General features: G+C 63.6%; 21 protein-coding genes. 2 read left to right on the plus strand and 19 right to left on the minus strand.

Translation table 11 applies throughout. The features are described from left to right. Window positions 1-28: 28 nt before the first annotated feature. From MB84_RS02015 to MB84_RS02060, 10 genes are all read right to left on the minus strand, one after another. Window positions 29-1,636 carry a carboxyl transferase domain-containing protein gene (locus MB84_RS02015; protein ID WP_046290558.1) on the minus strand — a complete coding sequence of 536 codons (1,608 nt, stop codon included), beginning with the start codon at window positions 1,634-1,636 and terminating at the stop codon, window positions 29-31. 86 nt (window positions 1,637-1,722) lie between these two features. Continuing rightward, complete coding sequence (locus MB84_RS02020; RefSeq protein ID WP_046290559.1) at window positions 1,723-2,130, minus strand: YchJ family protein; 408 nt, start codon at window positions 2,128-2,130, stop codon at window positions 1,723-1,725. A gap of 29 nt (window positions 2,131-2,159) precedes the next feature. Then, on the minus strand, window positions 2,160-2,765 hold the full coding sequence (locus MB84_RS02025) for a 2-hydroxychromene-2-carboxylate isomerase (RefSeq protein ID WP_046290560.1): 606 nt from the start codon (window positions 2,763-2,765) through the stop codon (window positions 2,160-2,162). A gap of 113 nt (window positions 2,766-2,878) precedes the next feature. Next, window positions 2,879-3,556, minus strand: a complete 678-nt coding sequence (locus MB84_RS02030; protein ID WP_046290561.1) for an SDR family oxidoreductase — start codon at window positions 3,554-3,556, stop codon at window positions 2,879-2,881. A 72-nt stretch (window positions 3,557-3,628) separates the two neighbouring features. Beyond that, on the minus strand, window positions 3,629-4,813 hold the full coding sequence (locus MB84_RS02035) for an acetyl-CoA C-acetyltransferase (protein WP_245725464.1): 1,185 nt from the start codon (window positions 4,811-4,813) through the stop codon (window positions 3,629-3,631). A gap of 140 nt (window positions 4,814-4,953) precedes the next feature. Further along, on the minus strand, window positions 4,954-5,634 hold the full coding sequence (can, locus tag MB84_RS02040) for a carbonate dehydratase (RefSeq protein WP_046290563.1): 681 nt from the start codon (window positions 5,632-5,634) through the stop codon (window positions 4,954-4,956). Between the two features lie 63 nt (window positions 5,635-5,697). Beyond that, complete coding sequence (gene aceK, locus MB84_RS02045) at window positions 5,698-7,518, minus strand: bifunctional isocitrate dehydrogenase kinase/phosphatase (RefSeq protein ID WP_046290564.1); 1,821 nt, start codon at window positions 7,516-7,518, stop codon at window positions 5,698-5,700. 94 nt (window positions 7,519-7,612) lie between these two features. Next, complete coding sequence (locus tag MB84_RS02050) at window positions 7,613-8,794, minus strand: isovaleryl-CoA dehydrogenase (protein WP_046290565.1); 1,182 nt, start codon at window positions 8,792-8,794, stop codon at window positions 7,613-7,615. 138 nt (window positions 8,795-8,932) lie between these two features. After that, complete coding sequence (locus MB84_RS02055) at window positions 8,933-9,310, minus strand: PaaI family thioesterase (protein WP_245725465.1); 378 nt, start codon at window positions 9,308-9,310, stop codon at window positions 8,933-8,935. Between the two features lie 376 nt (window positions 9,311-9,686). Further along, window positions 9,687-10,121: a MerR family transcriptional regulator gene (locus MB84_RS02060; RefSeq protein WP_046290567.1), complete on the minus strand. Its 435-nt coding sequence runs from the start codon at window positions 10,119-10,121 to the stop codon at window positions 9,687-9,689. A 154-nt stretch (window positions 10,122-10,275) separates the two neighbouring features. On the opposite strand from MB84_RS02060, the gene MB84_RS02065 reads away from it, so the two are divergent. Then, window positions 10,276-11,358 carry an MBL fold metallo-hydrolase gene (locus MB84_RS02065; protein WP_046290568.1) on the plus strand — a complete coding sequence of 361 codons (1,083 nt, stop codon included), beginning with the start codon at window positions 10,276-10,278 and terminating at the stop codon, window positions 11,356-11,358. 119 nt (window positions 11,359-11,477) lie between these two features. Here MB84_RS02065 and MB84_RS02070 read toward each other — a convergent pair whose 3' ends face one another. From MB84_RS02070 to argS, 6 genes are all read right to left on the minus strand, one after another. Then, window positions 11,478-12,797, minus strand: a complete 1,320-nt coding sequence (locus tag MB84_RS02070; RefSeq protein WP_046290569.1) for an MFS transporter — start codon at window positions 12,795-12,797, stop codon at window positions 11,478-11,480. A 298-nt stretch (window positions 12,798-13,095) separates the two neighbouring features. Continuing rightward, window positions 13,096-13,539, minus strand: a complete 444-nt coding sequence (locus MB84_RS02075) for a hypothetical protein (RefSeq protein WP_052652865.1) — start codon at window positions 13,537-13,539, stop codon at window positions 13,096-13,098. 90 nt (window positions 13,540-13,629) lie between these two features. Next, window positions 13,630-14,451 (minus strand): SDR family oxidoreductase, encoded by an 822-nt coding sequence (locus tag MB84_RS02080; protein ID WP_046290570.1) that lies wholly within the window; start codon window positions 14,449-14,451, stop codon window positions 13,630-13,632. A gap of 55 nt (window positions 14,452-14,506) precedes the next feature. Beyond that, on the minus strand, window positions 14,507-15,205 hold the full coding sequence (locus MB84_RS02085) for a thiol:disulfide interchange protein DsbA/DsbL (protein ID WP_046290571.1): 699 nt from the start codon (window positions 15,203-15,205) through the stop codon (window positions 14,507-14,509). A 279-nt stretch (window positions 15,206-15,484) separates the two neighbouring features. Continuing rightward, window positions 15,485-16,165 (minus strand): SPOR domain-containing protein, encoded by a 681-nt coding sequence (locus MB84_RS02090; RefSeq protein ID WP_046290572.1) that lies wholly within the window; start codon window positions 16,163-16,165, stop codon window positions 15,485-15,487. Between the two features lie 60 nt (window positions 16,166-16,225). After that, window positions 16,226-17,989 (minus strand): arginine--tRNA ligase, encoded by a 1,764-nt coding sequence (argS, locus tag MB84_RS02095; RefSeq protein WP_046290573.1) that lies wholly within the window; start codon window positions 17,987-17,989, stop codon window positions 16,226-16,228. A 163-nt stretch (window positions 17,990-18,152) separates the two neighbouring features. Here argS and MB84_RS02100 point away from each other — a divergent pair, with 163 nt between their 5' ends. Continuing rightward, complete coding sequence (locus MB84_RS02100; protein WP_046290574.1) at window positions 18,153-18,470, plus strand: DUF1840 domain-containing protein; 318 nt, start codon at window positions 18,153-18,155, stop codon at window positions 18,468-18,470. Window positions 18,471-18,711: 241 nt separating this feature from the next. On the opposite strand, the gene MB84_RS02105 is transcribed toward MB84_RS02100, so the two are convergent. The 3 genes from MB84_RS02105 to metH form a co-directional block, all read right to left on the minus strand. Continuing rightward, on the minus strand, window positions 18,712-19,038 hold the full coding sequence (locus MB84_RS02105) for a hypothetical protein (RefSeq protein ID WP_157122615.1): 327 nt from the start codon (window positions 19,036-19,038) through the stop codon (window positions 18,712-18,714). Between the two features lie 198 nt (window positions 19,039-19,236). Next, window positions 19,237-19,947 (minus strand): MgtC/SapB family protein, encoded by a 711-nt coding sequence (locus tag MB84_RS02110; RefSeq protein WP_157122852.1) that lies wholly within the window; start codon window positions 19,945-19,947, stop codon window positions 19,237-19,239. A gap of 404 nt (window positions 19,948-20,351) precedes the next feature. Next, window positions 20,352-23,057, minus strand: a complete 2,706-nt coding sequence (metH, locus tag MB84_RS02115) for a methionine synthase (RefSeq protein WP_084009982.1) — start codon at window positions 23,055-23,057, stop codon at window positions 20,352-20,354. Window positions 23,058-23,060 lie beyond the last annotated feature (3 nt).

The following is a 23,060-nucleotide window of genomic DNA, read 5'->3' on the forward strand; positions in this document are numbered from 1 at the left end:
GGAATTCCTCGGTGGGCCGATGTGGCGATTACATGCGGAAAAGGCCGAAGCGTGTTTCCGGAATCGGCGCATTGAGCGCGGCCGACAGACCGAGACCGAGTACGGTGCGCGTGTCGGCCGGGTCGATCACGCCGTCGTCCCACAGGCGTGCGCTCGCGTAGAACGGATGTCCCTGACGTTCGTACTGTTCGCGGATCGGCTGCTTGAAGGCGTCTTCTTCCTCCGCGCTCCACTGGCCACCCTTGCCTTCGATGCCATCGCGCTTGACCGTGGCCAGCACCGACGCGGCCTGCTCGCCGCCCATCACGGAGATGCGCGCGTTCGGCCACATCCACAGGAAACGCGGCGAGTAGGCGCGACCGCACATGCCATAGTTACCCGCGCCGAACGAGCCGCCGATGATGACGGTGAACTTCGGCACGTTCGCGGTGGCGACGGCCGTCACCATCTTCGCGCCGTGCTTGGCGATGCCTTCGTTCTCGTACTTGCGCCCGACCATGAAGCCCGTGATGTTCTGCAAGAAGATCAGCGGGATTTTGCGCTGGCAGCACAACTCGATGAAGTGCGCGCCCTTTTGCGCGGACTCCGAGAACAGGATGCCGTTGTTCGCCACGATGCCGACCGGGTAGCCCCACAGATGCGCGAAGCCGCACACCAGCGTGGTGCCATAGCGCGCCTTGAATTCGTCGAACTCGGAGCCGTCGACCAGACGCGCGATCACTTCGCGCACGTCGAACGGCTTCTTCGTGTCGGCGGGGATCACGCCGTACAGTTCGCGCGCGTCGTACTTCGGTTCGACCGGGGTCTTCGTGGCGACGGTCACCGGCTTGCGACGATTGAGGTTCGCGGCGATGCTGCGCGCGATGGACAACGCGTGCGCGTCGTTCTGCGCGAAGTGGTCGGCCACACCCGACAGGCGCGTGTGGACATCCGCACCGCCGAGATCTTCGGCGCTCACTTCTTCGCCCGTGGCGGCCTTCACCAGCGGCGGGCCACCGAGGAAAATCGTGCCCTGTTCCTTGACGATGATCGATTCGTCGCTCATGGCGGGGACATACGCGCCGCCGGCGGTGCACGAGCCCATCACCACGGCGATCTGCGGAATGCCCTGCGCCGACATCTGCGCCTGGTTGTAGAAGATGCGGCCGAAGTGGTCGCGATCGGGGAAGACGTCGTCCTGATTCGGCAGGTTCGCGCCGCCCGAGTCGACCAGATAGATACACGGCAGATGGTTCTGCTCTGCGATCTCCTGCGCGCGCAGGTGCTTCTTGACCGTCATCGGGTAGTACGTGCCGCCCTTGACTGTCGCGTCGTTACAGACGATCACGCATTCCTGACCCGACACGCGGCCGATGCCCGTGATGATGCCCGCGCCCGGTGCGTCGTCGTGATACATGCCGGTTGCGGCGAGTTGCGAGAGTTCGAGAAACGGCGAACCCGGATCGAGCAGTTGCTGCACGCGATCGCGCGGCAGCAGCTTGCCACGACCGGTGTGCTTCTTGCGTGCCGCCTCACCGCCGCCACCGGCCAGTTGCGCGATACGGGCGCGCAGTTCGTCGACCACGGTCTGCATGGCGGACGCGTTGCGTGCAAAGTCTTCGCCGCGGGGATTGAGTTTGCTTTCGAGAATCGGCATGTGACGAAATCCGGTGGAGTGTGAGTTTTGGTTGAGTGCTTTTGCTGAGCGACGTGCCGAGCGATGTGATGAACGTCGTCTCGAGATCAGTCGAACAGGTCGCCGTCGATGTAGCGCCAGCGGCCGTCGTCGGTGCGCTCGAAGCGACTGCGTTCGTGCAGCCGGTGGGCGCGTCCGCCGACCTTGTAACGGGCGACGAATTCGACTTCGGCGTGGCGCTCGTCACGTTGCAGATGCGCTTTGACCTGAAGGCCCAGCCACTGCGGAGCGTCGCCGAAATCGAGTGTCGCGGGACGCGTGCGTGCCGCCCACGTGTCGAGCAGATACGGCGCGTTCTGGCGCACGAACGCCGTGTAGCGCGAGCGCATCAGCGCTTCCGCCGTGGGCGGAATTTCGCCGCGTTCGAGGTAACGCGCGCAGCAATCCTCGAACGCGAGGCCGCCGCACGGGCAGCCTTCACGGTCCTTGTCTTGCGGCGATTGGGGTCGTGCCATCGTGTGTCTTGCCCTTGGGTCGTTCAGTGTCAGATCTTGCCGTGCTTCAGGTAGCCTTCGACCTGCGCGAAGCGGTCGAAGCCCCAGAACGGTTCGCCGTCCACGATCACGAACGGCGAGCCGAACACGCCGCGCGCCATCGCCAGATCGATCTCGGCTTTGAGATGGTCCTTGGCGGCGGGCGAGTGCATGCCGACGTCGAGGGCGGCGCCGTCGATGCCGAGGGCTTCGCCGAGCCGCACCAGTTCCGCCGGGTCGCCGATGTTCACATCGTCGACGTAGAGCGCACGGAAGATCGACTTCGCGAACTCTGCCGACAAGTCGCCGCCGCGATGGTCCTGCACCCACAACACGGCGCGCTCGGCAGCTTGCGTGGGGATCGGGAAATGCGTCGGCCGCCTGTAGTCGATGCCGTGAAAGCGCGCGGTACGCGCTACGTCGTTCTTCAGATACTCCGTCTTGATCGGATGCTGCACCGGTGCGCCCGTGCCGTTCACCTTGTAGACGATGTCGAGCAGGATCGGATGCCACGCGACGCCACGCCCATTACGCGAAGCGATGTCGTCGATGCAGGTGCTCGCAAAATACCCATACGGGGATGCGAAGTCGAAATAAAAGTCGATGGCGGACGTCATGTTGGCTCCGTTTCCGAGTGACGTTTCTGGCCCGCGAATCAAAAGATACGGCGGTGTGGCAACAGCGTCTTATGGGTGCTACCGGTATGGCAGGTGCTACGGTACTGCGTGATTTACCAGGGGAACGGCGTGCCGTCGTAGTTGTAAAAGCCGCCGTTGTGCGTGGCGCGCTCGCCCGGGGCGCGGCCCAGCACGCCACGCATGCCGGACACGCTCGTCTCTACGTCGATGTCGGCGTTCTCTCCGCCCATGTCGGTGCGCACCCAGCCCGGGTGCATCGCGACGCATGTGGCGCGCTGCGCTTCGAGCGACACCGCCTTGACGACCGAATTCACGGCGGCTTTACTCGCGCGATACAACCAACTGCCGTTCGACTCCATCAATTCGACGCTGCCCATGCGGCTCGACAGGAAACCGAAGCTGCCGCCCGCCGCTTCCACGAAAGGCAGCACGAGCGGCGCGACCTGCATCGCCCCGAGTACGTTGGTGTGGAACACGCGATCGAACTCGTCCTTCGTGATCGGCGCGAGACCGGTCGTGCGTTCGGAGTTCACGCCGGCGTTGTAGACCGCCACGTCGAGTTCCACGCCGTCGAGTTGCCACGACAGGCCGGACAGCGACTCCACGCGCGTGACGTCGAGCTTCAGGGCTTCGGCGTCCAGTGCGCGCAGGGCGGCCAGACCGTCTTCATTGCATGCGGTGGCGAACACGCGCCAGCCGTCTTCGCGATACTGCCGTACGAATTCCATGCCGATGCCGCGCGAGGCACCGATGATGAGCGCTGTTTTCATGACGTCGATGTGTCCCCGTAGAAGCGGTAAACCGGCGCTGGACGCCGGTGCGATTTCAGACGCGTACGTTGATCAGATGAGTTCGATGGCCATGGCCGTCGCTTCGCCGCCGCCGATACACAGGCTCGCTACGCCGCGCTTGCCGCCGGTCTTGCGCAGTGCGCCGATCAGCGTGACGAGAATGCGTGCGCCGGACGCGCCGATCGGGTGGCCGAGCGCACATGCGCCGCCGTGAATGTTGACCTTGTCGTGCGGCAGATCGAATTCGTGCATCGCGGCCATCGCGACGACGGCGAACGCTTCGTTGATCTCGAACAGATCGACGTCGGCCGTCGACCACCCGGTCTTCTCGAACAGCTTGCGCATCGCGCCGACCGGGGCGGTCGTGAACAGGCCCGGTTGTTGCGCGAAGGTGCTGTGACCGGCGATGCGGGCGAGCGGTGTGAGGCCGAGGCGTTTGGCCGTCGATTCGCGCATGAGCACGAGCGCGGCAGCGCCGTCGGAGATCGACGACGAGTTGGCGGCCGTGACCGTGCCGTCCTTGCGGAAGGCAGCCTTGAGCGTCGGAATCTTTTCGGGATTGGCCTTGAACGGCTGCTCGTCCTGCTCGACGACGGTGTCGCCCTTGCGCCCGGGCACCGTCACGGCGGTGATTTCCCACGCGAAAGAGCCGTCTTTCGTGGCGTTCTGCGCGCGTTCGAGGGAGGCGATAGCAAAGGCGTCCTGCGCCTCGCGGGTGAAGGCGTAACGGTCGGCGCATTCTTCGGCGAAGGTGCCCATCAGGCGACCTTTGTCGTAAGCGTCTTCCAGACCGTCGAAGAACATGTGGTCGATGACCTGACCGTGGCCCATGCGCATGCCGGCGCGCGCCTTGGGCAGGAGGTAAGGGGCGTTGCTCATGCTTTCCATGCCCCCGGCGACGATGACGTCGGCACTCCCGGCGGTGAGCATGTCGTGGGCGAACATCGCGGCACGCATGCCGGAGCCGCACATCTTGTTGACGGTGGTAGCCCCAGCCGCGAGCGGCAGTCCGGCGCCGAGCGAGGCCTGACGCGCAGGCGCTTGCCCTTGACCGGCGGGCAGCACGCAGCCCATGACGACTTCGTCGACCTGCTCCGGCTTCAGGCCAGCGCGTTCGACGGCCGCACGAATGGCGGCGGCACCGAGTTGGGGCGCGGCGACATCGCCGAATACCCCTTGCAGGCCGCCCATCGGCGTGCGGGCAGCGGAAACGATGACGATCGGGTCTTGTTGCATGGCAATCTCCATAAAAGGGGTTGCGCGGCTGACGCTGCGTCCTTGCGGACCGGTGCGTCAGCCCCGAATATCCAATGCTTCAATCTTCCGTCGTCCACGCGCCCGCTTGCGCGCCAGAGTCGCCTGAGTGGCCTGAGCGATCAGGCGCGTGGATGACGTAATTCGGCCATCGCTTCCACGCAGCGATCATAGATACGCGGCAGGGATTCGAGGCTATTCACCGACATGCGCAGGTCGCGCACCAGACCGTCGCGCAGGCCGTACACCCAGCCGTGCACCGTGACCGGCTGGTTGCGGGCCCAGGCGTCGCGCAGGACGGTGGTGTGACAAATATTCACGACCTGTTCGATGGCGTTCAACTCGCACAGGCGATCGTGGCGGGCGTCGCGCGAGGGCAGCGCGTCGATCTGGTCGACGTGGCGCTCGTAGACGTCGCGCACGTGGCGCAGCCAGTTATCGACGAGGCCCATCTTCGCGCCGTCGAGCGCTGCGCCCACACCGCCGCAGCCGTAGTGGCCGACGACCATGATGTGACGCACTTTCAGCACTTCGACGGCGAACTGCAAAACCGACAGGCAGTTCAGGTCGCTGTGCACCACCACGTTCGCAATATTGCGGTGGACGAACACTTCGCCCGGCGCCAGTCCGGTGATCTGGTTCGCGGGCACGCGCGAATCCGAGCATCCGATCCAGAGGTATTCCGGGTTCTGTATCTTGGACAGCCGCTCGAAAAACGCGGGATCTTCCGCGTTCACGCTGGCGACCCAGGCGCGGTTGTTATCGAGCAGATGGATGAGAGGTTGGTCTTTGTCTTCGGTCATGATCGTGTCATCCGGCGGGCATGTCGTGAGCTGGGGAGCGTCGATGGCCAGGAAGTCCGGCGCTCAGGCGGCTGCCGCGCGAGGCGGAGCGTCCGAAGCACTCGAATCCGTGGTGCCGCGCGCGGCACCGTAGCGATTGACGAAACGCAGCGAGACATCGTACGGATAGAAGTCGTGCATCTGTCCGGCTCGCACTCGATCCTGAAAGCCTTGCCACAGGTCGGGGTCGAAGAAATCCGGATGATGCTGGCTCAGATAGCGTCGCACGCGTGGATCTCCCGTCAGAAACGTCTCGAACGTCTGCGGAAACACGTCGTGCGGGCCTACACGGTACCAGACTTCCCCCGACATCGCCTCTTCTTCGTTACGCGGTTCCGGCACTCGACGGATGTGGCAATCCGTCAGATATTCCAGTTCGTCGTAATCGTAGAAGACCACCCGGCCGTGACGCGTCACACCGAAATTCTTGTACAGCATGTCGCCCGGAAACACGTTCGCCGCCATGAGCTCCTTGATCGCATTGCCGTATTCGCGCATGGCGTGGTCCACCTGCGCGTCAGAAGCGGATTGCAGCCACAGATTGAGCGGCGTCATGCGGCGCTCGATGTAGCAGTGGCGGATCACCAGCGCGTCGCCGTCGAATTCGAGCAGCGAGGGCACTTCGGCGCGGAGCTGGGCGAGCAGGGCGTCGTCGAAGCGCGAGAGCGGGAAGGCGACGCTGGAGAATTCCAGCGTGTCGGCCATCCGGCCCACGCGATCGTGCTGCTTGACCATCAGATACTTCGCTTTTACCTGCTCGCGCGTCGTCTCCTTGGGCGGCGCGAAGCGCTCGCGAATCAGCTTGAAAACGTACGGATACGAGGGCAGCGTAAACACCAGCATCACCAGTCCGGGAATGCCCGGTGCGCTCACGAACTTGTCGCTCGAATGCTTCAGGTGATGCAGAAAATCGCGATAGAACAGATTCTTGCCGTGCTTCTGCAAGCCGACCGACGTATAGATCTCGGCCTTCGGCTTGCCCGGCATGATCGTGCGCAAAAACTGCACGTAGGCCGACGGCACCTCCATGTCGACCATGAAATACGCGTGGGAGAAGCTGAACATCACGCGCAGTTGCTCGCCGCGCAGCAGGGCGGCGTCGAGCGTCAGTTTGCCGTGGCCGTCGTGCATGATCGGGACGGCGAACGGCGTCGTGGTGTCGCCATTCACGATGCGTCCCACGATGTAGGCCGCTTTGTTGCGAAAGAACAGCGACGCCAGCACGTGAATCTGGAAATTCGGCGCAGCGTCGAATGCGCCGAACGCCTCTTCGATCGCGCGCATCACATAGCCCACGTCGCGCGACAGATCGGCGAACGGGCGTTTAAGCTGGAAATTCGTGACGATGCGCGCGAGCGTGGCGGCCATGCCGTCCTGCGCGGGATAGTAGACGCGGTACGTCGGCTTCGCGGCGGGCGCATCGTTCTCGATGTACTCCGTCGCTACGGCGGGGCGCACGAAGATGAAGCGGTTATTGAAGTACGAGCGGTGCAGGATCTTGCAGCACACGGAGTTGAAAAACGTCTCGGCCAGTTCCGGCTGACGATGCTCCGTGAGCAAGCCGATGTAATGCAGCTTCACTTGCTGCCAGACATCGTCGTCGAGCGACTGTGCGTCGAACTCGTCTGCCAGCGTGACGATGCACTCGCGCACGCGTTCGTCGTAATAGGCGATGCGGTCGCGCTGGAGCTTCTGGATGCCCATGAAATCACCGGCTTCGAAACATGCCTGCGCCGCGACACACACCTCGCGGAAGATGCGGTAATGCTTGTCGAAGCCGTCCAGCATCGTGCGGGCGACGTCGAAAGCAAACTGCGACGACAGGAGTTTCGGGAAGTGATTCATACCGGTCGGGACAGGCGCAGGGCGGTGCGTGTGAGGATTGTAGCGCCGCTGCCTGCGTCTGAATGTCCGTCAGTTTCGTGGGCTTTCCTTGGGGTTACATCGTCTCGGAGAACAGTTCGCGGCCGATCAGCATGCGGCGGATCTCCGACGTGCCTGCGCCGATCTCGTACAGCTTGGCGTCGCGCCACAGACGGCCGACCGGATACTCGTTGATATAGCCGTTGCCGCCGAGAATCTGGATCGCTTCACCGGCCATCCACGTCGCCTTTTCGGCCGTGTAGAGAATCACCCCGGCGCAATCCTTGCGCACCTGACGCACGTGATCGCTGCCCAGCGATTCCAACTGACGGCCCACGGCGTACAGATACGCGCGGCTTGCCTGAAGGATCGTGTACATATCGGCGACCTTGCCCTGAATCAGTTGGAATTCGCCGATGGACTGACCGAACTGCTTGCGGTCGTGGATGTACGGCACGACCACGTCCATGGCGGCCTGCATGATGCCGATGGGTCCGCCTGCGAGCACGGCCCGCTCATAGTCCAGACCGCTCATCAGCACCTTCACGCCGCCGCCGACCTGACCCAGCACGTTTTCTTCCGGCACTTCCACGTTCTCGAACACCAGTTCGCCCGTGTGCGAGCCGCGCATGCCGAGCTTGTCGAGCTTTTGTGCGACCGAGAAGCCTTTCATGCCTTTCTCGACGATAAACGCCGTCATGCCACGAGCACCGGCTTCGATGTCCGTCTTGCCGTAGACCACCAACGTGTCGCAGTCCGGGCCGTTCGTGATCCACATCTTCGTGCCGTTGAGCACGTAGCGGTCGCCGCGCTTCTCGGCGCGCAGCTTCATGCTCACGACGTCCGAGCCAGCGTTCGGCTCGCTCATCGCGAGGGCGCCCACGTGTTCGCCCGACACCAGCTTCGGCAGGTACTTCGTCTTTTGCGCGGCCGTGCCGTTGCGGTGAATCTGGTTCACGCACAGATTCGAGTGTGCGCCGTACGACAGACCGATCGAGGCGGAGGCGCGCGAGATTTCTTCCATCGCGATCATGTGGGCGAGATAGCCCATGTTCGCGCCGCCGTACTCTTCGGAGACCGTCATGCCGAGCACGCCGAGGTCGCCCATCTTGCGCCAGAGGTCCATCGGGAACTGGTCGGTGCGATCCACTTCGGCGGCGCGCGGGGCGATTTCCTTCGAGGCGAAGTTCGCGACCGATTCGCGCAGCATGTCCAGGTCTTCGCCGAGCATGAAATTGAGGCCGGGCAACGTCGTCATGACACAGTCTCCAGAGGTGGCGCGTGGCGGTTGGCCCGCGCGTATGTTCGATGGTGCTTGAAGGTGCTTGAAGGTGCTTGAAGGTGCTTGGTAAGCGGTAGTGCAGTGGTGCTGTGGCTGTCGTTCGTCGGGTGGACGTCAGCGAGACGGACTCGCGGCCAGCACGAAGAGCGTTTGTTGCATGAGGGCGCAGAGCGTCCATTTCCCGTTATCGATGGCGAACAGTTCGGCGGTGGCGACGATGAGTGTGCGTCCGGATTTGACGACCTGACCGCGTCCGACCAGTGTATCGCCCTTGCCGGGCGCGAGAATGTTCAGTTTGTATTCGGCGGTGACCAGTTCCTGATCGGGCGAGATGCGTGTGTAGCCTGCGTAACCGCCAGCCGAATCGGCGATGGCGCCGATGACGCCGCCGTGGAAATAGCCGAGCTGCTGATTCACTTTGTCCGAGAACGGCAGCGAAATCTCGCAAAATCCGTCGGCGATATGCGTGAGTTGTGCGCCCCAGTGGGTCATGACGCCTTGTTTGTCGAAGCTGGCGCGGATTTTCGCGTCGACGGCGGGATCGACGGGCGCGGCATGAACAGCATGAGACGAGGGGACGTTGTGCATGATCGGCAGGGGCGCAAGCGGCTGAAAAGCCAGATGCGGAGATACTACTTAACGTTTACGTAAACGTAAAGTAAGGGCTTTCCTGAATCGATAAGAAGGACCGTGAGCGAGGACAACCGGTGGGTGTTGGGGAAATAGATGGGCGGGTATCGGTGCTGCCCTGACGCAGTGACTTTCAGGTGGAACGGAGTCAGGGTAGTGCCGATGCCCGCGGCCCTGGGGGTGAGACAGGGCTGGGGGCGGATGGAGCGGGGTGTGGTTTAAAAAAAGAAGATGCGGATCAATGCGACGCAGCCGCCGCCTTGACCTGGCGAGTGGAGGGCGGCGCAGCTTCGCCAGCCGCCTCGAGCAGAGCGAGGCATTGCGCTTCGTGCTGGGAGACTTCGTCGAGCGTAGCGTGGAGGTCTTCGAGTTGTTGCTCCAGCACCTGACGATGCTGGGCGAGCGTGTCGAGAAACACCTTGAGCTGTGGCACGGTGTCCTTGGGCGACTCGTAGAGATCGAGAATCGTCTTGATCTCGGAGAGCGTGAGCCCGAGACGTTTGCCGCGCAGGGTGAGCTTCAGGCGCGTGCGGTCCTGTCCGGTGTAGACGCGATGACGTCCGCCGGGGCCTTCACGGGCGGGCGTGAGCAGACCCTGATCCTCATAAAAGCGGATCGCGCGGGGCGTGATGTCGAACTCGCGGGCGAGGTCGGTGATCGTGTATGTGAGCATCGGATCGGCGGGGGATCGGATTAGCAAGTTTAAGCGGGTGCTTACCATTGCAGATAGAATTGCCGTTTACGTTAGCGTCAACTTGCATCGTATGCAATCGGTGATGGCGTCAACCTGACAACAAGAGAACAAGCCCATCTGGAGCGTGGCCCCCGTGAATGCCCTTGAACAGCAACTGAACTATCCCCTTGGCGATTTTCTGCCCGACGGCGGCACCGTGCACGAAGTCGTACCGGGCGTCTTCTGGGTGCGCATGCCGCTGCCGTTCGTGCTCGATCACATCAACTTGTGGCTGCTGCGCGATGAAGTCGACGGGGTGAAGGGCTGGACGGTCGTCGATTGCGGGATCACGCATCCGCAGATCAAGGCGTACTGGGAACAGGTGTTCGACAGCGCGCTCGGCGGCGAGCCGGTGCTGCGAGTTGTCGTCACGCACTGCCACCCGGACCACCTCGGCCTCGCGCATTGGATCTGCAAAGGTGGCGATAAACAGCGCTGGCAAGCGCGGCTCGCCATGTCGCTCGGCGACTATGCGTGGGGACGTCTCATGTCCGAGGGCGACAACAACAACGCCGCTAACGCTGGCGGTGAGTTCGCCGTCGCGCACTTCATCGCCCATGGTCTTGCCGACGAAGGCATGATCGACCAGATTCGCAATCGCAAGTCGTACTTCAGCGACCTCGTGCCCGAAGTGCCGTCGCGCTACTTCCGTCTCAAGGATGGCGACACGCTGCGCATCGGTGGCAGCGACTGGCGTCCGATCGCAGGCTACGGACACTCGCCCGAACATATGGCGCTGTACTCCGAGCAGCACAACGTGCTCATCTCCGGCGACATGGTGCTGCCGCGTATTTCCACCAACGTCAGCGTCTTCGATATCGAGCCGGAAGCCAACTCGCTGCAATTGTTCCTCGACTCGCTGGGCGTCTATCTGGACCTCCCGGCCGACTGCCTCGTGCTGCCGTCGCATGGCCGTCCGTTTACGGGCCTGCACACGCGCATTCGTCAGCTTCGCGACCACCATGCGGCGCGCTTGCAGGAAGTGCGCGATGCGTGTGCGAAGTCGCCGCAGAGCGCGGGCGATATCGTGCCCATCATGTTCCATCGCAAGCTCGATGCGCACCAGACGACCTTCGCCATGGGCGAAGCACTGGCGCATTTGCATATGCTGTGGCGTTCGGGCGAACTCAAGCGTGAGCGCGATGCACAGGGGGTCTGGCGTTTCTCGCCTGTGTGAGGGTCTCGTTGTCGTAAGTGGATGACTTAAGCACGTCGCCAAGAAGATAAAACGCCCCGGAGAGAGCAGCCTCCGGGGCGTTTGGCGTTTCGCGTAAGGCGAGCGTGTCGCCAAACCTCTCAGGCGTGCTGCGTCGAGGCTTGCATATTGCGCCGTTCGCGACCGAGCAGACCGTACGTCACGAGACTGATCGCGACGGTCATCAGAATGTAGTACGCCGGGGCGAGCGGATTCTGCGTCACCTTGATGAGGTACGTGATCCAGAACGGCGCGAGGCCGCCGAAGAGCATCACCGAAATGTTGTACAGAATCGAGACGCCCGTCGAGCGTACGCCGACCGGGAACACTTCCGTGACGGCCGTCGGGAACGCACCCCACACGAAGCCCATGCACACCGCAGGCAGAATCTGCGCGAGTAGCAGATTGCCCATCGACGGCGAGCCGTGCAAACGCGTAAACATCCAGAACGACGTCAGACCGTAGAGCAGCACGAACAACAGAATCAGCGGTTTGCGGCCGACACGATCCGAAATCCATCCCGTGAGCGGGCAGAGTGCAGCGATCAGCATTGCGGCGACGAACGTCGACAGGCTCGCGGCCCCTTGTGTCAGGCCGAGTTGCTTGACGGCGTAAATCGGCGTGTAGATCAGCGTGACGTAGAACGACGTCGTGGCCGCCACCGTCAGGCCGAAACCGGCGATCAGCGAGCGATAGTGCTTCGAGAAGACGTCGGCGAGCGGCGTGCGACGCGTCGGTTCGCGTGTCGCGGCGTAGGCCAGAAACTCCGGCGACTCCGTCATGCGGCGTCGAATGTAGAAGCCCACCGGCCCGATCAGAATCCCGAACAGGAACGGCAGACGCCAGCCCCACGATTCGAGCGCTTCTTTCGACAGTCCCGTCGTGAGCAGGTAAGCGCACAGACCCGCCAGCGCGACGGCCAGCGCCTGCGAGCACATCTGAAAACTGCCGTAGAAGCCGCGCAGATTCGGCGGCGAGAACTCGATGAGCATGGCCGTCGAGCCGCCGAATTCGCCGCCTGCCGAGAAGCCCTGAATCACGCGGGCCAGCAAGATCAGCAACGGAGCCGCGAAGCCAATGGTCGCGTAGGTCGGCGCAATGCCGATCAGACCCGTACCGAGCGCCATGAGCAACACCATGACCGACAGCGCCGACTTGCGGCCCGCACGGTCGGCGTACAGACCGAAGGCCAGCCCGCCGATGGGACGGAAGAAGAACGCCACGCCAAGCGACGCCACGCTCGCGAGCAGCGACGTCGTATCGTTATCCGCCGGGAAGAAGAGTTTCGCGATGACGACCGCGAAGAGACCGTAAACCGTGAAGTCGAACCACTCGAACGCGTTACCCAGGGTAGAACCGATCACCGCTTTGCGTCGCAGCGCCGGATCGATGACCGGCGTGCCGGCGGGGGTTGTCTGCATGTGCCTCTCCTGCTTGGTTGGGAGTGCCGCAGGCGGATCGGTATGGACCGGCGTATCGCCGTTCTCACACGCGTCCGCTCTATGGCGGCGAATCCGGTTTAACGTCGTGTATACCTCTATTCAAGTTACACGAGCACTCTAACGCAGGTTTGGAATGCACCACAACGGGTCAAAATTACGACCGAATCTTGCGTGAGGCGGCATGGTTCACGCATGGAATGCGATAACGGGGGAGCGAGAGATCAGCGGCGCGATAGCGCGATAGGGCCGTATCGCCGGAGGTCTCGCGACCTGTCAGTCAACGTGTGCGATTGCCGTGGTCGCCCCTCCAGCGATAGTCTCGCTGACCGACCCAGCCCCAAGTACCGGTGGACGGATCGAATTCGTAGCCTTCCCGATACTCGCTCGTATAGCACCCGCCCTTCTCGAGATAGCAGCGCTCGCGCAGGAAGTGCGCAGCGTCGCGCGACGAACGGGGTTGCGCCGGAACGACGACGACCGGCGCGGGCTGCACGATGACGGGCGCGGGTCGAACGATGGCCGGGGCAGGCGTCACGATGACAGGCGCAGGTTGAACGATGGCCGGTGCCGGGCCGACGATGACGGGGGCAGGCCGGACGTATGAGGATGGCGGTCCGAAGACCTGCCAGTTGCCCGGATCCATCGCAGTGCAGCCCGTCAGGATCGCTGCGGCCGTGAGTCCGGCGAGATGCAATGTGACGCGAGAGAGGACGACATTCATTGGGACACCGCGCGTTGAGAATGCGGGGCACTCTAACGCGCGAGGTCGTGCATTGCCCCGCTTCGTCCTGCATTTTGGGGGATGTCCGAGTCAGCTTTCCCGGTCTTTAGCCGCCTCGCGTGCCTGTCGTTGCGCCATCGTCGGCTTGCGCGGGGCGCGGGCGAACAGCATGTCGTACAGCCAGCGCGGCAGGCATCGCATCGCGCAGGCCACAACGCCCATTTGCCACGGCAGCACGGCGAAGCGCTTGCGCCGTGCAATGGCCGCTGCCGCCTTGCGCGCGAACTTGTCCGAATCCATCAGGAAAGGCATCGGGAACGGATTGCCGTCGGTCATCGGCGTGCGGATGTAGCCCGGCGCAATCGTCACGACCGCCACCTTGTCGGCGCGCAGCTCGACGCGCAGGCTTTCGAGATACGTCATCGCCGCCGCCTTGGAGGCGCTGTATGCACCGTGCCCCGGCAGACCGCGCACACCGGCCACGCTGCCGATGCCCACGAGCGTGCCGCGCTTGCGCTGACGCATCGGACCCACGAAGGGGCTGAACGTCGCGACCATCGCCGTCCAATTGGTGTCCATGACGGACGCGAAGTGCGGCAGATCCGCGGGGTCTTCCGTATTCACGCCGTGGCTGATGCCCGCGTTGGCGATCACGATGTCCGGCACGCCGTGACGCGCCATGAAATCACCGGCCGCCGCGCGTAGCGCAAGCGCGTCGCGCACGTCGAGCGCGTAGCAGTGCACGGCGTGCGGATGCGGCAACGTGGCGGCGAGATCGGTCAGCTTGTCGCCACGGCGTCCGACGAGCCCGAGAATCGCGCCCTGCGCCGCGTAGTGACGCGCGAGCGCCTGTCCCAGCCCGCTGGACGCGCCGGTGATGAAAACCTTCGGTGATGTCGTATGTGCTGCCATTGTCGCCATAGAACGCAAAAGCCCGGCCGGGGCCGGGCTTTATGAGCCGCGAAGCTTACATCTTCTTCGCGCGGATCTGATTGATGATCGAGTCGGCCGTCTTGAGCGCCGCGTCGAACGTCTGCTGTTCGGTCGTCGCAGGCTTGCCCTGCTTTTGCAGCGCATCGCCCGAGGTCGCCGGGGAGACAAGGTACTTGCCCTGGATCGCGATCGTCGGCACGCCGTCGATCTTGTAGTCCTTCCACGCCTTGTTGGCCAAATCGACCGGCGATTCCTTGCGTGCCATCGCCGGCGCGCCTGCTGCATCATACGCCTTGCTGTAAGCCGCCTTGTCGACGCCGAGCGTTGCAAGGAAGTCGGCCTGCGAATCCCTCGTCAGCAGATAGTTGTGCTTGACGTGAATTTCGTTGAAAACCTTCGGCGTGAGTTCGGCTTCCTTGCCCAGCGTCGTGAGCGCGATGAACATGCGCGTATGCGGCTCGAAGGTGCTCCGGAAGGCGACCGGCACGCGCTTGAACACGACGTCCTTGCCCTGCGCCTTGACCCACTTCTCCAGCGTCGGCTCCAGCGCACTGCAATGCGGGCAGCCATACCAGAAGAATTCAGTCACTTCGATCTTGCCCGGTCCCGCTGTCAGCGGTTGCTGCGGAATCGTCAGGTAGTCGGTCCCCGCGACCGGTGCTTCAGGCGACGCCGAAGCGACACCCGAGAGGAAACCGAAAGAAATCAGAACGGCACCAAGAAGTTTTTTCATGATCTTTGTATAGGAGTGAGTCCAACACGCCGGTTTGTCCATCGTCGGTGAGCAGCGCGCCAGCAAAACCATATCCCGGATTCAGCCAAATTAGCTAGTGCGTATGACCGGCGATGTCTCGCCGGGTTCAACGTCTCGTCAGCGTGGATGCCGCCGGGCCCCCAATGATGCGGGCTTTTGCGAATCCTTGCCGGGCGGCGCTGAACGGGCGCTCAGGCAGCGCCCGTGCGATGCGGCAGAAACAAAGGCGTTGCCTTTGTCGGGCAACGCCTTTCGCGTTCATTGCTTCGTGAAGCGGATCACGGCCGTGTCGTACCCGCCATCCTGCAGGCGTTGACGCACGTGATTCATTTCGTCGAGCTTGCCGTACGGGCCGAGGCGCACGCGGTAGAGCGTGAGACCGTTGGCGTCGCGCTGCGTGACCTTCGCCTCGAAACCCGAGAGCGCCAGCTTGGCGCGCAGTTGTTCGGCGTCCGTCTGCGACTTGAACGCGCCGACTTGCAGGTAGTAACCCGTGCTGGCGTTATCCGTGGCGCTCGCGGGCGGCGTGGTCGGGGGCGCGACCGGCACCGTCGACTTGCCGTTGAGAATGTCGGCCGGTGAGGGCTTCGTCGGCGCGGGCGCGGTCGGGGCCGTCGGTGCGGAGGCGGTCGGCGGCGTGACCGGGTTGCCCGGCACGAGCGGCGACGTTTCGGCTGCCGAGGGCGCTTCCGGCGCGGTGGAACCCGACGTGGCACCCGGCAGCGGCGTGCGCGGCTGGAGCGACTTGTTCGGATCCGGCGCCTGCGCGGCCGGCGAGTTGTCGGCCGGACGCGGCGGCGTCTTTTCGACGAACGGGGTTGGCGTCTTCGTAATGTAGAGCGCGACGACGACGGCAACGGCCAGCCCAACGATCAGGCCGAGCACGATGCCCAGAAAAGTACCGCCCCGCTGGCGGGGTGGTCGACGTGTGTTTGCCATCGAGTCGATTCCGTCCTTACAGAGTTCCGATGCGTTTGCCGTTCGGAGTGGTTGGATAACTTACATCTTGGCCGGGGCCGACACGCCCAGCACGGCAAGCCCGTTGCGCAGCACCTGACGCGTCGCCGCGAGCAGCGCCAGACGCGCATGCTTCACGGTCTCGTCGTCGACCAGCACGCGATCCGAGTTGTAGAAGGAGTGGAACGCGCCGGCCAGATCCCGCAGATAGAACGCCACGGCGTGCGGCGCAAGTTCCTCGGCGGCACGCGTGAGCATGTCCGGGTACTCGGCGAGCAGTTGCAGCAGCGCGAGCGCGCGTTCGCTATCGAGGGGGGCGAGGTCGGTGTTTGCCAGCGACGCTTCGTCACCCGCCCACTGCGTAAGGATGGAGCAGATGCGCGCGTGGGCGTACTGCACGTAGTACACCGGGTTCTCGTCGTTTTGCTTGAGCGCGAGATCCACGTCGAACACGAATTCCGTGTCCGCTTTGCGCGAAATTAAGAAAAATCGCACGGCGTCGCGACCACGGCGCAGGGCGTCTTCACGCTCGGCGGGATCCGTCACCGGCGTTTCTGCCGTAATGCCGCCCGACCATTCGATCAGATCGCGCACCGTCACGTAGCTGCCTGCGCGCTTGGAGATCTTCACCTCTTCGCCATTGCGCATGACGGTGACCATCTTGTGCAGCACGTAGTCGGGGTAGCCCTTCGGAATGCCGATGCCCAGTGCTTGCAAACCGGCGCGCACACGCGCGATGGTGCCGTGGTGGTCCGAGCCCTGCACGTTGATGACCTGATGGAAGCCACGGTCCCACTTGCGGGTGTGATAAGCGACGTCCGGCACGAAGTATGTGTAGGTGCCGTCGGACTTGCGCATCACGCGGTCCTTGTCGTCGCCGTAGTCGGTCGTGCGCAGCCACAGCGCGCCTTCCTGCTCGTACGTCACGCCTGCATCGATGAGCGCCTGCACCGTGCGCTCGACGCTGCCGTCGGCGTACAGGGACGATTCGAGGTAGTACTGATCGAAGATGACACCGAACGTTTGCAGATCGATGTCCTGCTCGCGGCGCAGATAGGCCACGGCGAAGGCGCGGATCGAGTCGATGTCTTCGACGCTGCCGCTACCGGTGACGGGTGCGCCATCGGAGGCCTGCACCGTCTTGCCCGCGAGGAAATCCTGCGCGATGTCGCCGATGTAGTCGCCGTTGTAGGCCGATTCCGGCCATTCGGCGTCGCCCGGCTTGAAGCCGCGCGCGCGTGCCTGCACGGAAGTGGCGAGCGTCTGGATTTGCACGCCGGCGTCGTTGTAATAAAACTCGCGATGCACCGGGCGGCCTTGCGTGCCGAGCAGTGCCGAGATCGTGTCTCCGAGCGCGGCCTGACGGCCGTGACCCACGTGCAGCGGGCCGGTCGGGTTGGCCGAGACGAACTCGACGAGCACCGGGGCGGCAACGTTACTGGCGGCGCGACGGCCGAAGGCCGCGCCTTCGGTCACGATCACGCGCGCGACCGATTGCTTGGCGGCATTGGCCAGACGCAGGTTGATGAAGCCGGGACCGGCGATTTCGACGACGTCGACGAGGCCCTTGGCGCGGGCGTCGGCGAGGATTGCGTCGGCAATCTTCTGCGCCAGTTCGCGCGGGTTGGCGCGCAACGGCTTGGCGAGCTGCATGGCCACGTTACAGGCCAGATCGCCGTGGGCGGCCACTTTGGGGCGTTCGAGCAGGATGACGGGCGCGGCAGGCGCGGTGCCGTCCGCAGGCATCAAACCGGCGACGACATCGCCGATCAGCGCGACGAGAGCATTCTTTTGTGCGGGTAGCATTGGCGGGTGTTTCGGGTGCGTCCGGACGCGTCCGGACAGGCAATTGAATCGTCAGCACCGGATTTTAACAGGTGTATGATGAAGTCACGGTGCCCGCCCATGCCGCTCGTTGCGTAACTCGCCGGGACGTGAGGGTGGAAACAAGTCAAATAGGGAGATAACCATGATGATCAAATTCTCGTCACACGCCTCACCGGACATCATCATGCTGGAGAGTCTGGCGGAGTTCCTGCTCGGCATTGTGGGCAAAAGGCTTGGCGAGCGCGGGGCAATCGGGTCGGACGAGACGGGGGCGGCCATTGCAAAGCTCGAAGCGGCGATTGCCGAGGATAAAGCGGCTGGCGCGAAGGAAAACGAAGGGAAGAGTTCCGACGAGCGGTACGAAAATGACAGTCTGCGTCTGTCGGTTCGGGCGTACCCGCTGTTGAACATGCTCCGTGAGGCGAATGCCGAGGGTAGTCCCGTGAGGTGGGAGGCCTGATCTCGGGGCGGGGGCCGCGTGTCGGCCCCAGAGAGATACCTCATCTGATCCAACCAGAAGCAAGAAAGCAGGCCGCGGAATCGCGAGCCTGCTTTTTTTATGTGCTGCGGGAAACGAGCGGACCGGGCCGCCCCCGGGCGAGGGGTTGAATCAGGCCGTGAGGACCTGAGCAGTGGCGGCGCGGTTGCCGGTCCGTTTGGCGCGGCGTCTGAACTGCGACGTCGGTCCCGCAAATTACCGGTTACTGCGCCTTGCCCGGCGCGTTATCCGGCGCGTTGGTCGCACCGTTGCCGGTGTTGCCGTTGTTCGGCGTCTTCTTGGTGCTGTGACGCGGCTTCTGGGCCTTCGAATTCGGGTGCGGATCCGACGGCGTCATCGTTTGTGCGCCCGGCGTCGGGGCCGCCTGACGCGCATCCGGGTTGGCCTGGCTGGGCATCGGGGCCGACGGGTCCGTCGTCGTGCCACCGCCAGGGCCGGCAGCGCCACCGCCTGCAGAGCCTTGAGCGAAACTCAGTGCCGAAGCACCGGCGAGGGTCAGGGCAGCAACCGAAATAATCAGCTTCTTCATCAGATGGACTCCTTTGCTTTGCGTTGCACTGGATAGGAACGTCTTGAGTGCAGGCATCACTTGCGTTAGTGAGATTCCAGTCTAAGAAGCTCAGACGTGCGGTGCTGTAAGGGTTTGTAATTGAATGTAATTCGGCTTTTTTCTAGGACGTTTCCTGCACAGGTGCGCCGGAAACGTCCCACATTTTTCGCTTATTGATTAGTCATCCGAACGACTTGACCAGAACACCTGATTCACGCCGGGCAGCGTTTCGAGATGGTCGGTAAGGGCGTCGAGTTCGCCCGCCTTGACAGCGGTCGGCAGCAGCAGCGCTTCGATTTCGACCTCGGCTTCGCCGAACGGATGGATGTCGAGCGCGCGTACCGGATAGTTCGACGCTTCGAGCCACGCTTCCACCTTGTCGAGCACTTCGCGCTGCGTCGTGCGGGCGCAGATGACGGACAGCGCATAGGTGGCTTCCGATGTTGCCTCGTTGATCGGCGCGCGGTTGATGCGGTTCACGACCGGGCGCAGCAGCGTGTTGGCGGCCAGCACGAACAACGCTACGACAACCGCTTCGACGATCAGGCTCGCGCCGGCGGCGGCCCCCACGGCGGCCGAGCCCCACAGCGTGGCGGCGGTGTTCAGCCCGCGCACCGATGCGCCGTCCTTCATGATCGCGCCCGCGCCGAGGAAGCCGACGCCCGACACCACATACGCAATCACACGCGTATCGCCCGGCATGAGCCGCATCGACAGATCGACGAAGGCCGCCGCGCCAACGGCCACCAGCACGTTGGTACGCAAACCCGCCGTACGCTGACGCACCTGCCGTTCCACACCGATGATCGTGCCGAGCACGAACGCGACGGCGAGCGAGATGAGCGTGTTGAGCAGCGGGAGGAGCTGGAAATTCTGGATGCTGTGCAGTGCTTGCATGGAACGTCTCAACGTGGGCCGGCTGGCATGGGCGGGATGCGACGAGCCGGGGATTTGACGGTCAGCGGCCTCGAACCGAGCAAAGGCATGTCGTTCGGACTCGGTTTGGGCACATTACGGGGCGCGACCCTACGCTGGGCGTACGACAGGGGCATGACACCGATGGGCGGCGCATGGCCTGTGAGGCCTATGAAGGGCGTGCCGGGCAGCGGTCATGTTGCGCCGCCGCATTATGGCACCAGGAACGGGCGGACGGAAGGCGTGCCATTCAGCGACACGCTTAGCCAGGAGATTGGCTGCCTGAAAGGGGGATGGGGTGACCGACCGGCCATGCATCGAGACGACTGACGATGGCCGGCCTGTGCCGACGGTGCACCGATAGACGGGGGTCTGACTTACGACAGTTGCGGTGCCAGCAGACGCCGTGCCGTCGCTTCGTCCACGCCGGTGCGTTCCATGAAGTCTTCGACCTGATCGGGACTGATCTTGCCGACGCTGAAGTACGTGCTGTCCGGATGCGACAGATAGAAGCCCGAGACGCTCGCTGCTGGCAGCATCGCGAGCGATTCCGTCACGCTCATGCCGATTTCATGCGCTTGCAGATAGTGGAACATCGGCCCCTTGACCGAGTGCTCGGGGCAGGCCGGGTAGCCCGGCGCCGGGCGGATGCCGACGTACTGTTCCTTGATGAGCGCATCGTTATCGAGCTGTTCGTCGCTCGCGTAGCCCCAGAAGTCGCGGCGCACACGCGCGTGCATGCATTCGGCGAACGCCTCGGCCAGACGGTCGGCCAGCGCCTTGAGCATGATTGCGCTGTAGTCGTCGTGCGTGGCCAGGAAGCCCGCTTCCCTGGCGTCGACGCCAAGGCCCGCCGTCACTGCAAACACGCCAATGTAGTCGGCCACACCGCTGTCCTTGGGGGCGACGAAGTCGGCCAGCGATCGGTTCGGGCGACGCACGCCGTCCACCACCGGGCGCTCGGTCTGCTGACGCAGGTTGTGCCACGTGAACGCCACTTCCGAGCGTGACTCGTCCGTGTAGATCTCGATGTCGTCGTCGTTCACGACGTTCGCGGGCAGCATCGCGATCACGCCGTTGGCGGTCAGCCAGCGGCCCTTGATCAGGCGATCGAGCATCTCGCGGCCGTCGGCGAACACGCGCTGCGCCGACTCGCCGACGATCTCGTCCTTGAGAATCGCAGGGTACGGACCGGCAAGATCCCACGTCTGGAAGAACGGACCCCAGTCGATGAATTCGGCCAGCTCGGCCAGATCGTAATTCTTGAACACGCGCCGGCCGATGAACTTCGGTTTGGGCGGCACGTAGCTCGACCAGTCGATCTTGTACTTGTTCTCTCGCGCGCTCGCGAGCGACACCATCGGTGTGGCCTTGCGGTTCGCGTGCTGCTGACGTACGCGTTCGTAATCCGTCTTCACCTCGGCGAGGTAGCGCTCGGCCGCTTCGTCGGAGAGCAGATTCGACGCTACGGACACGGAACGCGACGCGTCCGGCACGTAGATCACCGGGCCCTCGTAGTTCGGTGCGATCTTCACGGCCGTGTGCACGCGCGAGGTCGTGGCACCGCCGATGAGCAGCGGAATATTGCGCAGACGGAAGTAGTCGTCGCGCTGCATTTCTGCGGCGACGTAAGCCATCTCTTCGAGACTCGGCGTGATCAGGCCCGACAGACCGATGATGTCCGCGCCTTCTTCCTTCGCCTTGGCGAGGATTTCGGCGCAGGGCACCATCACGCCCATGTTGACGACTTCGAAGTTATTGCACTGAAGCACCACGGTGACGATGTTCTTGCCGATATCGTGCACGTCGCCCTTGACCGTGGCGATCACGATCTTGCCCTTCGAGCGGACGTCTTCACCGGCGGCGGCCATGCGCGCCTTCTCTTCTTCGATGAACGGCACCAGATGCGCCACGGCCTGCTTCATCACGCGCGCGCTCTTCACCACCTGCGGCAGGAACATCTTGCCCGCGCCGAACAGATCGCCCACGACGTTCATGCCGTCCATGAGCGGGCCCTCGATCACCTGAATCGGGCGGCCGCCCGCGTCGGCGATCTTCTGACGCACTTCCTCGGTGTCTTCGACGATGAAGGTCGTAATGCCGTGCACCAGCGCGTGGGCGAGGCGTGCCTCGACCGGCTGATTGCGCCACTCCAGATTCTCCTCGCGCTTGGCCGCGCCGCCCTTGAAGCGGTCGGCAATTTCCAGCAGACGCTCGGTGCTGTCTTCGCGACGGTTGAGCACCACGTCTTCCACGCGTTCGCGCAGCTCGGGATCGAGGTTCTCATACACGCCGAGCTGACCGGCGTTGACGATGCCCATGTCCATGCCCGCCTGAATCGCGTGGTACAGGAACACGGTGTGAATCGCTTCGCGCACGAGGTCGTTGCCACGGAACGAGAACGAGACGTTGGACACGCCGCCGCTGATCTTCGCGCCGGGCAGGTTCGCCTTGATCCAGCGCGTGGCGTTGATGAAGTCGACCGCGTAGTTGTTGTGTTCTTCGATGCCGGTGGCCACCGCGAAGATGTTCGGGTCGAAGATGATGTCCTCGGGCGGGAAGCCCACTTCGTCGACCAGCACGCGATAGCTGCGCGCGCAGATTTCCGTTTTGCGCGCGTAAGTGTCGGCCTGCCCCTGCTCGTCGAACGCCATCACGACGGCGGCTGCGCCATAGCGGCGGATGCGCTTCGCGTGGTGCACGAACGCTTCGTGGCCTTCCTTGAGCGAGATCGAGTTGACGATGGCCTTGCCCTGCACGCACTTCAGACCTGCTTCGATCACTTCCCACTTCGACGAGTCGATCATGATCGGCACGCGCGCGATATCCGGCTCGGAGGCGATCAGGTTCATGAAGCGAACCATCGCGGCCTTGGAGTCGAGCATGGCCTCGTCCATGTTGATGTCGATGACCTGCGCGCCGTTCTCGACCTGCTGGCGCGCGACCGCGAGCGCTTCGTCGAACTGGCCGTTCAGGATCATGCGCGCGAACGCTTTCGAACCGGTGACGTTGGTGCGCTCACCGACGTTCACGAAGAGCGTGCCTTCGCCGATGTTGAAAGGCTCGAGGCCGGACAGGCGCATCGG

The sequence above is a fragment of the Pandoraea oxalativorans genome, from assembly GCF_000972785.3.
In the GTDB taxonomy this organism is placed as follows: domain Bacteria; phylum Pseudomonadota; class Gammaproteobacteria; order Burkholderiales; family Burkholderiaceae; genus Pandoraea; species Pandoraea oxalativorans.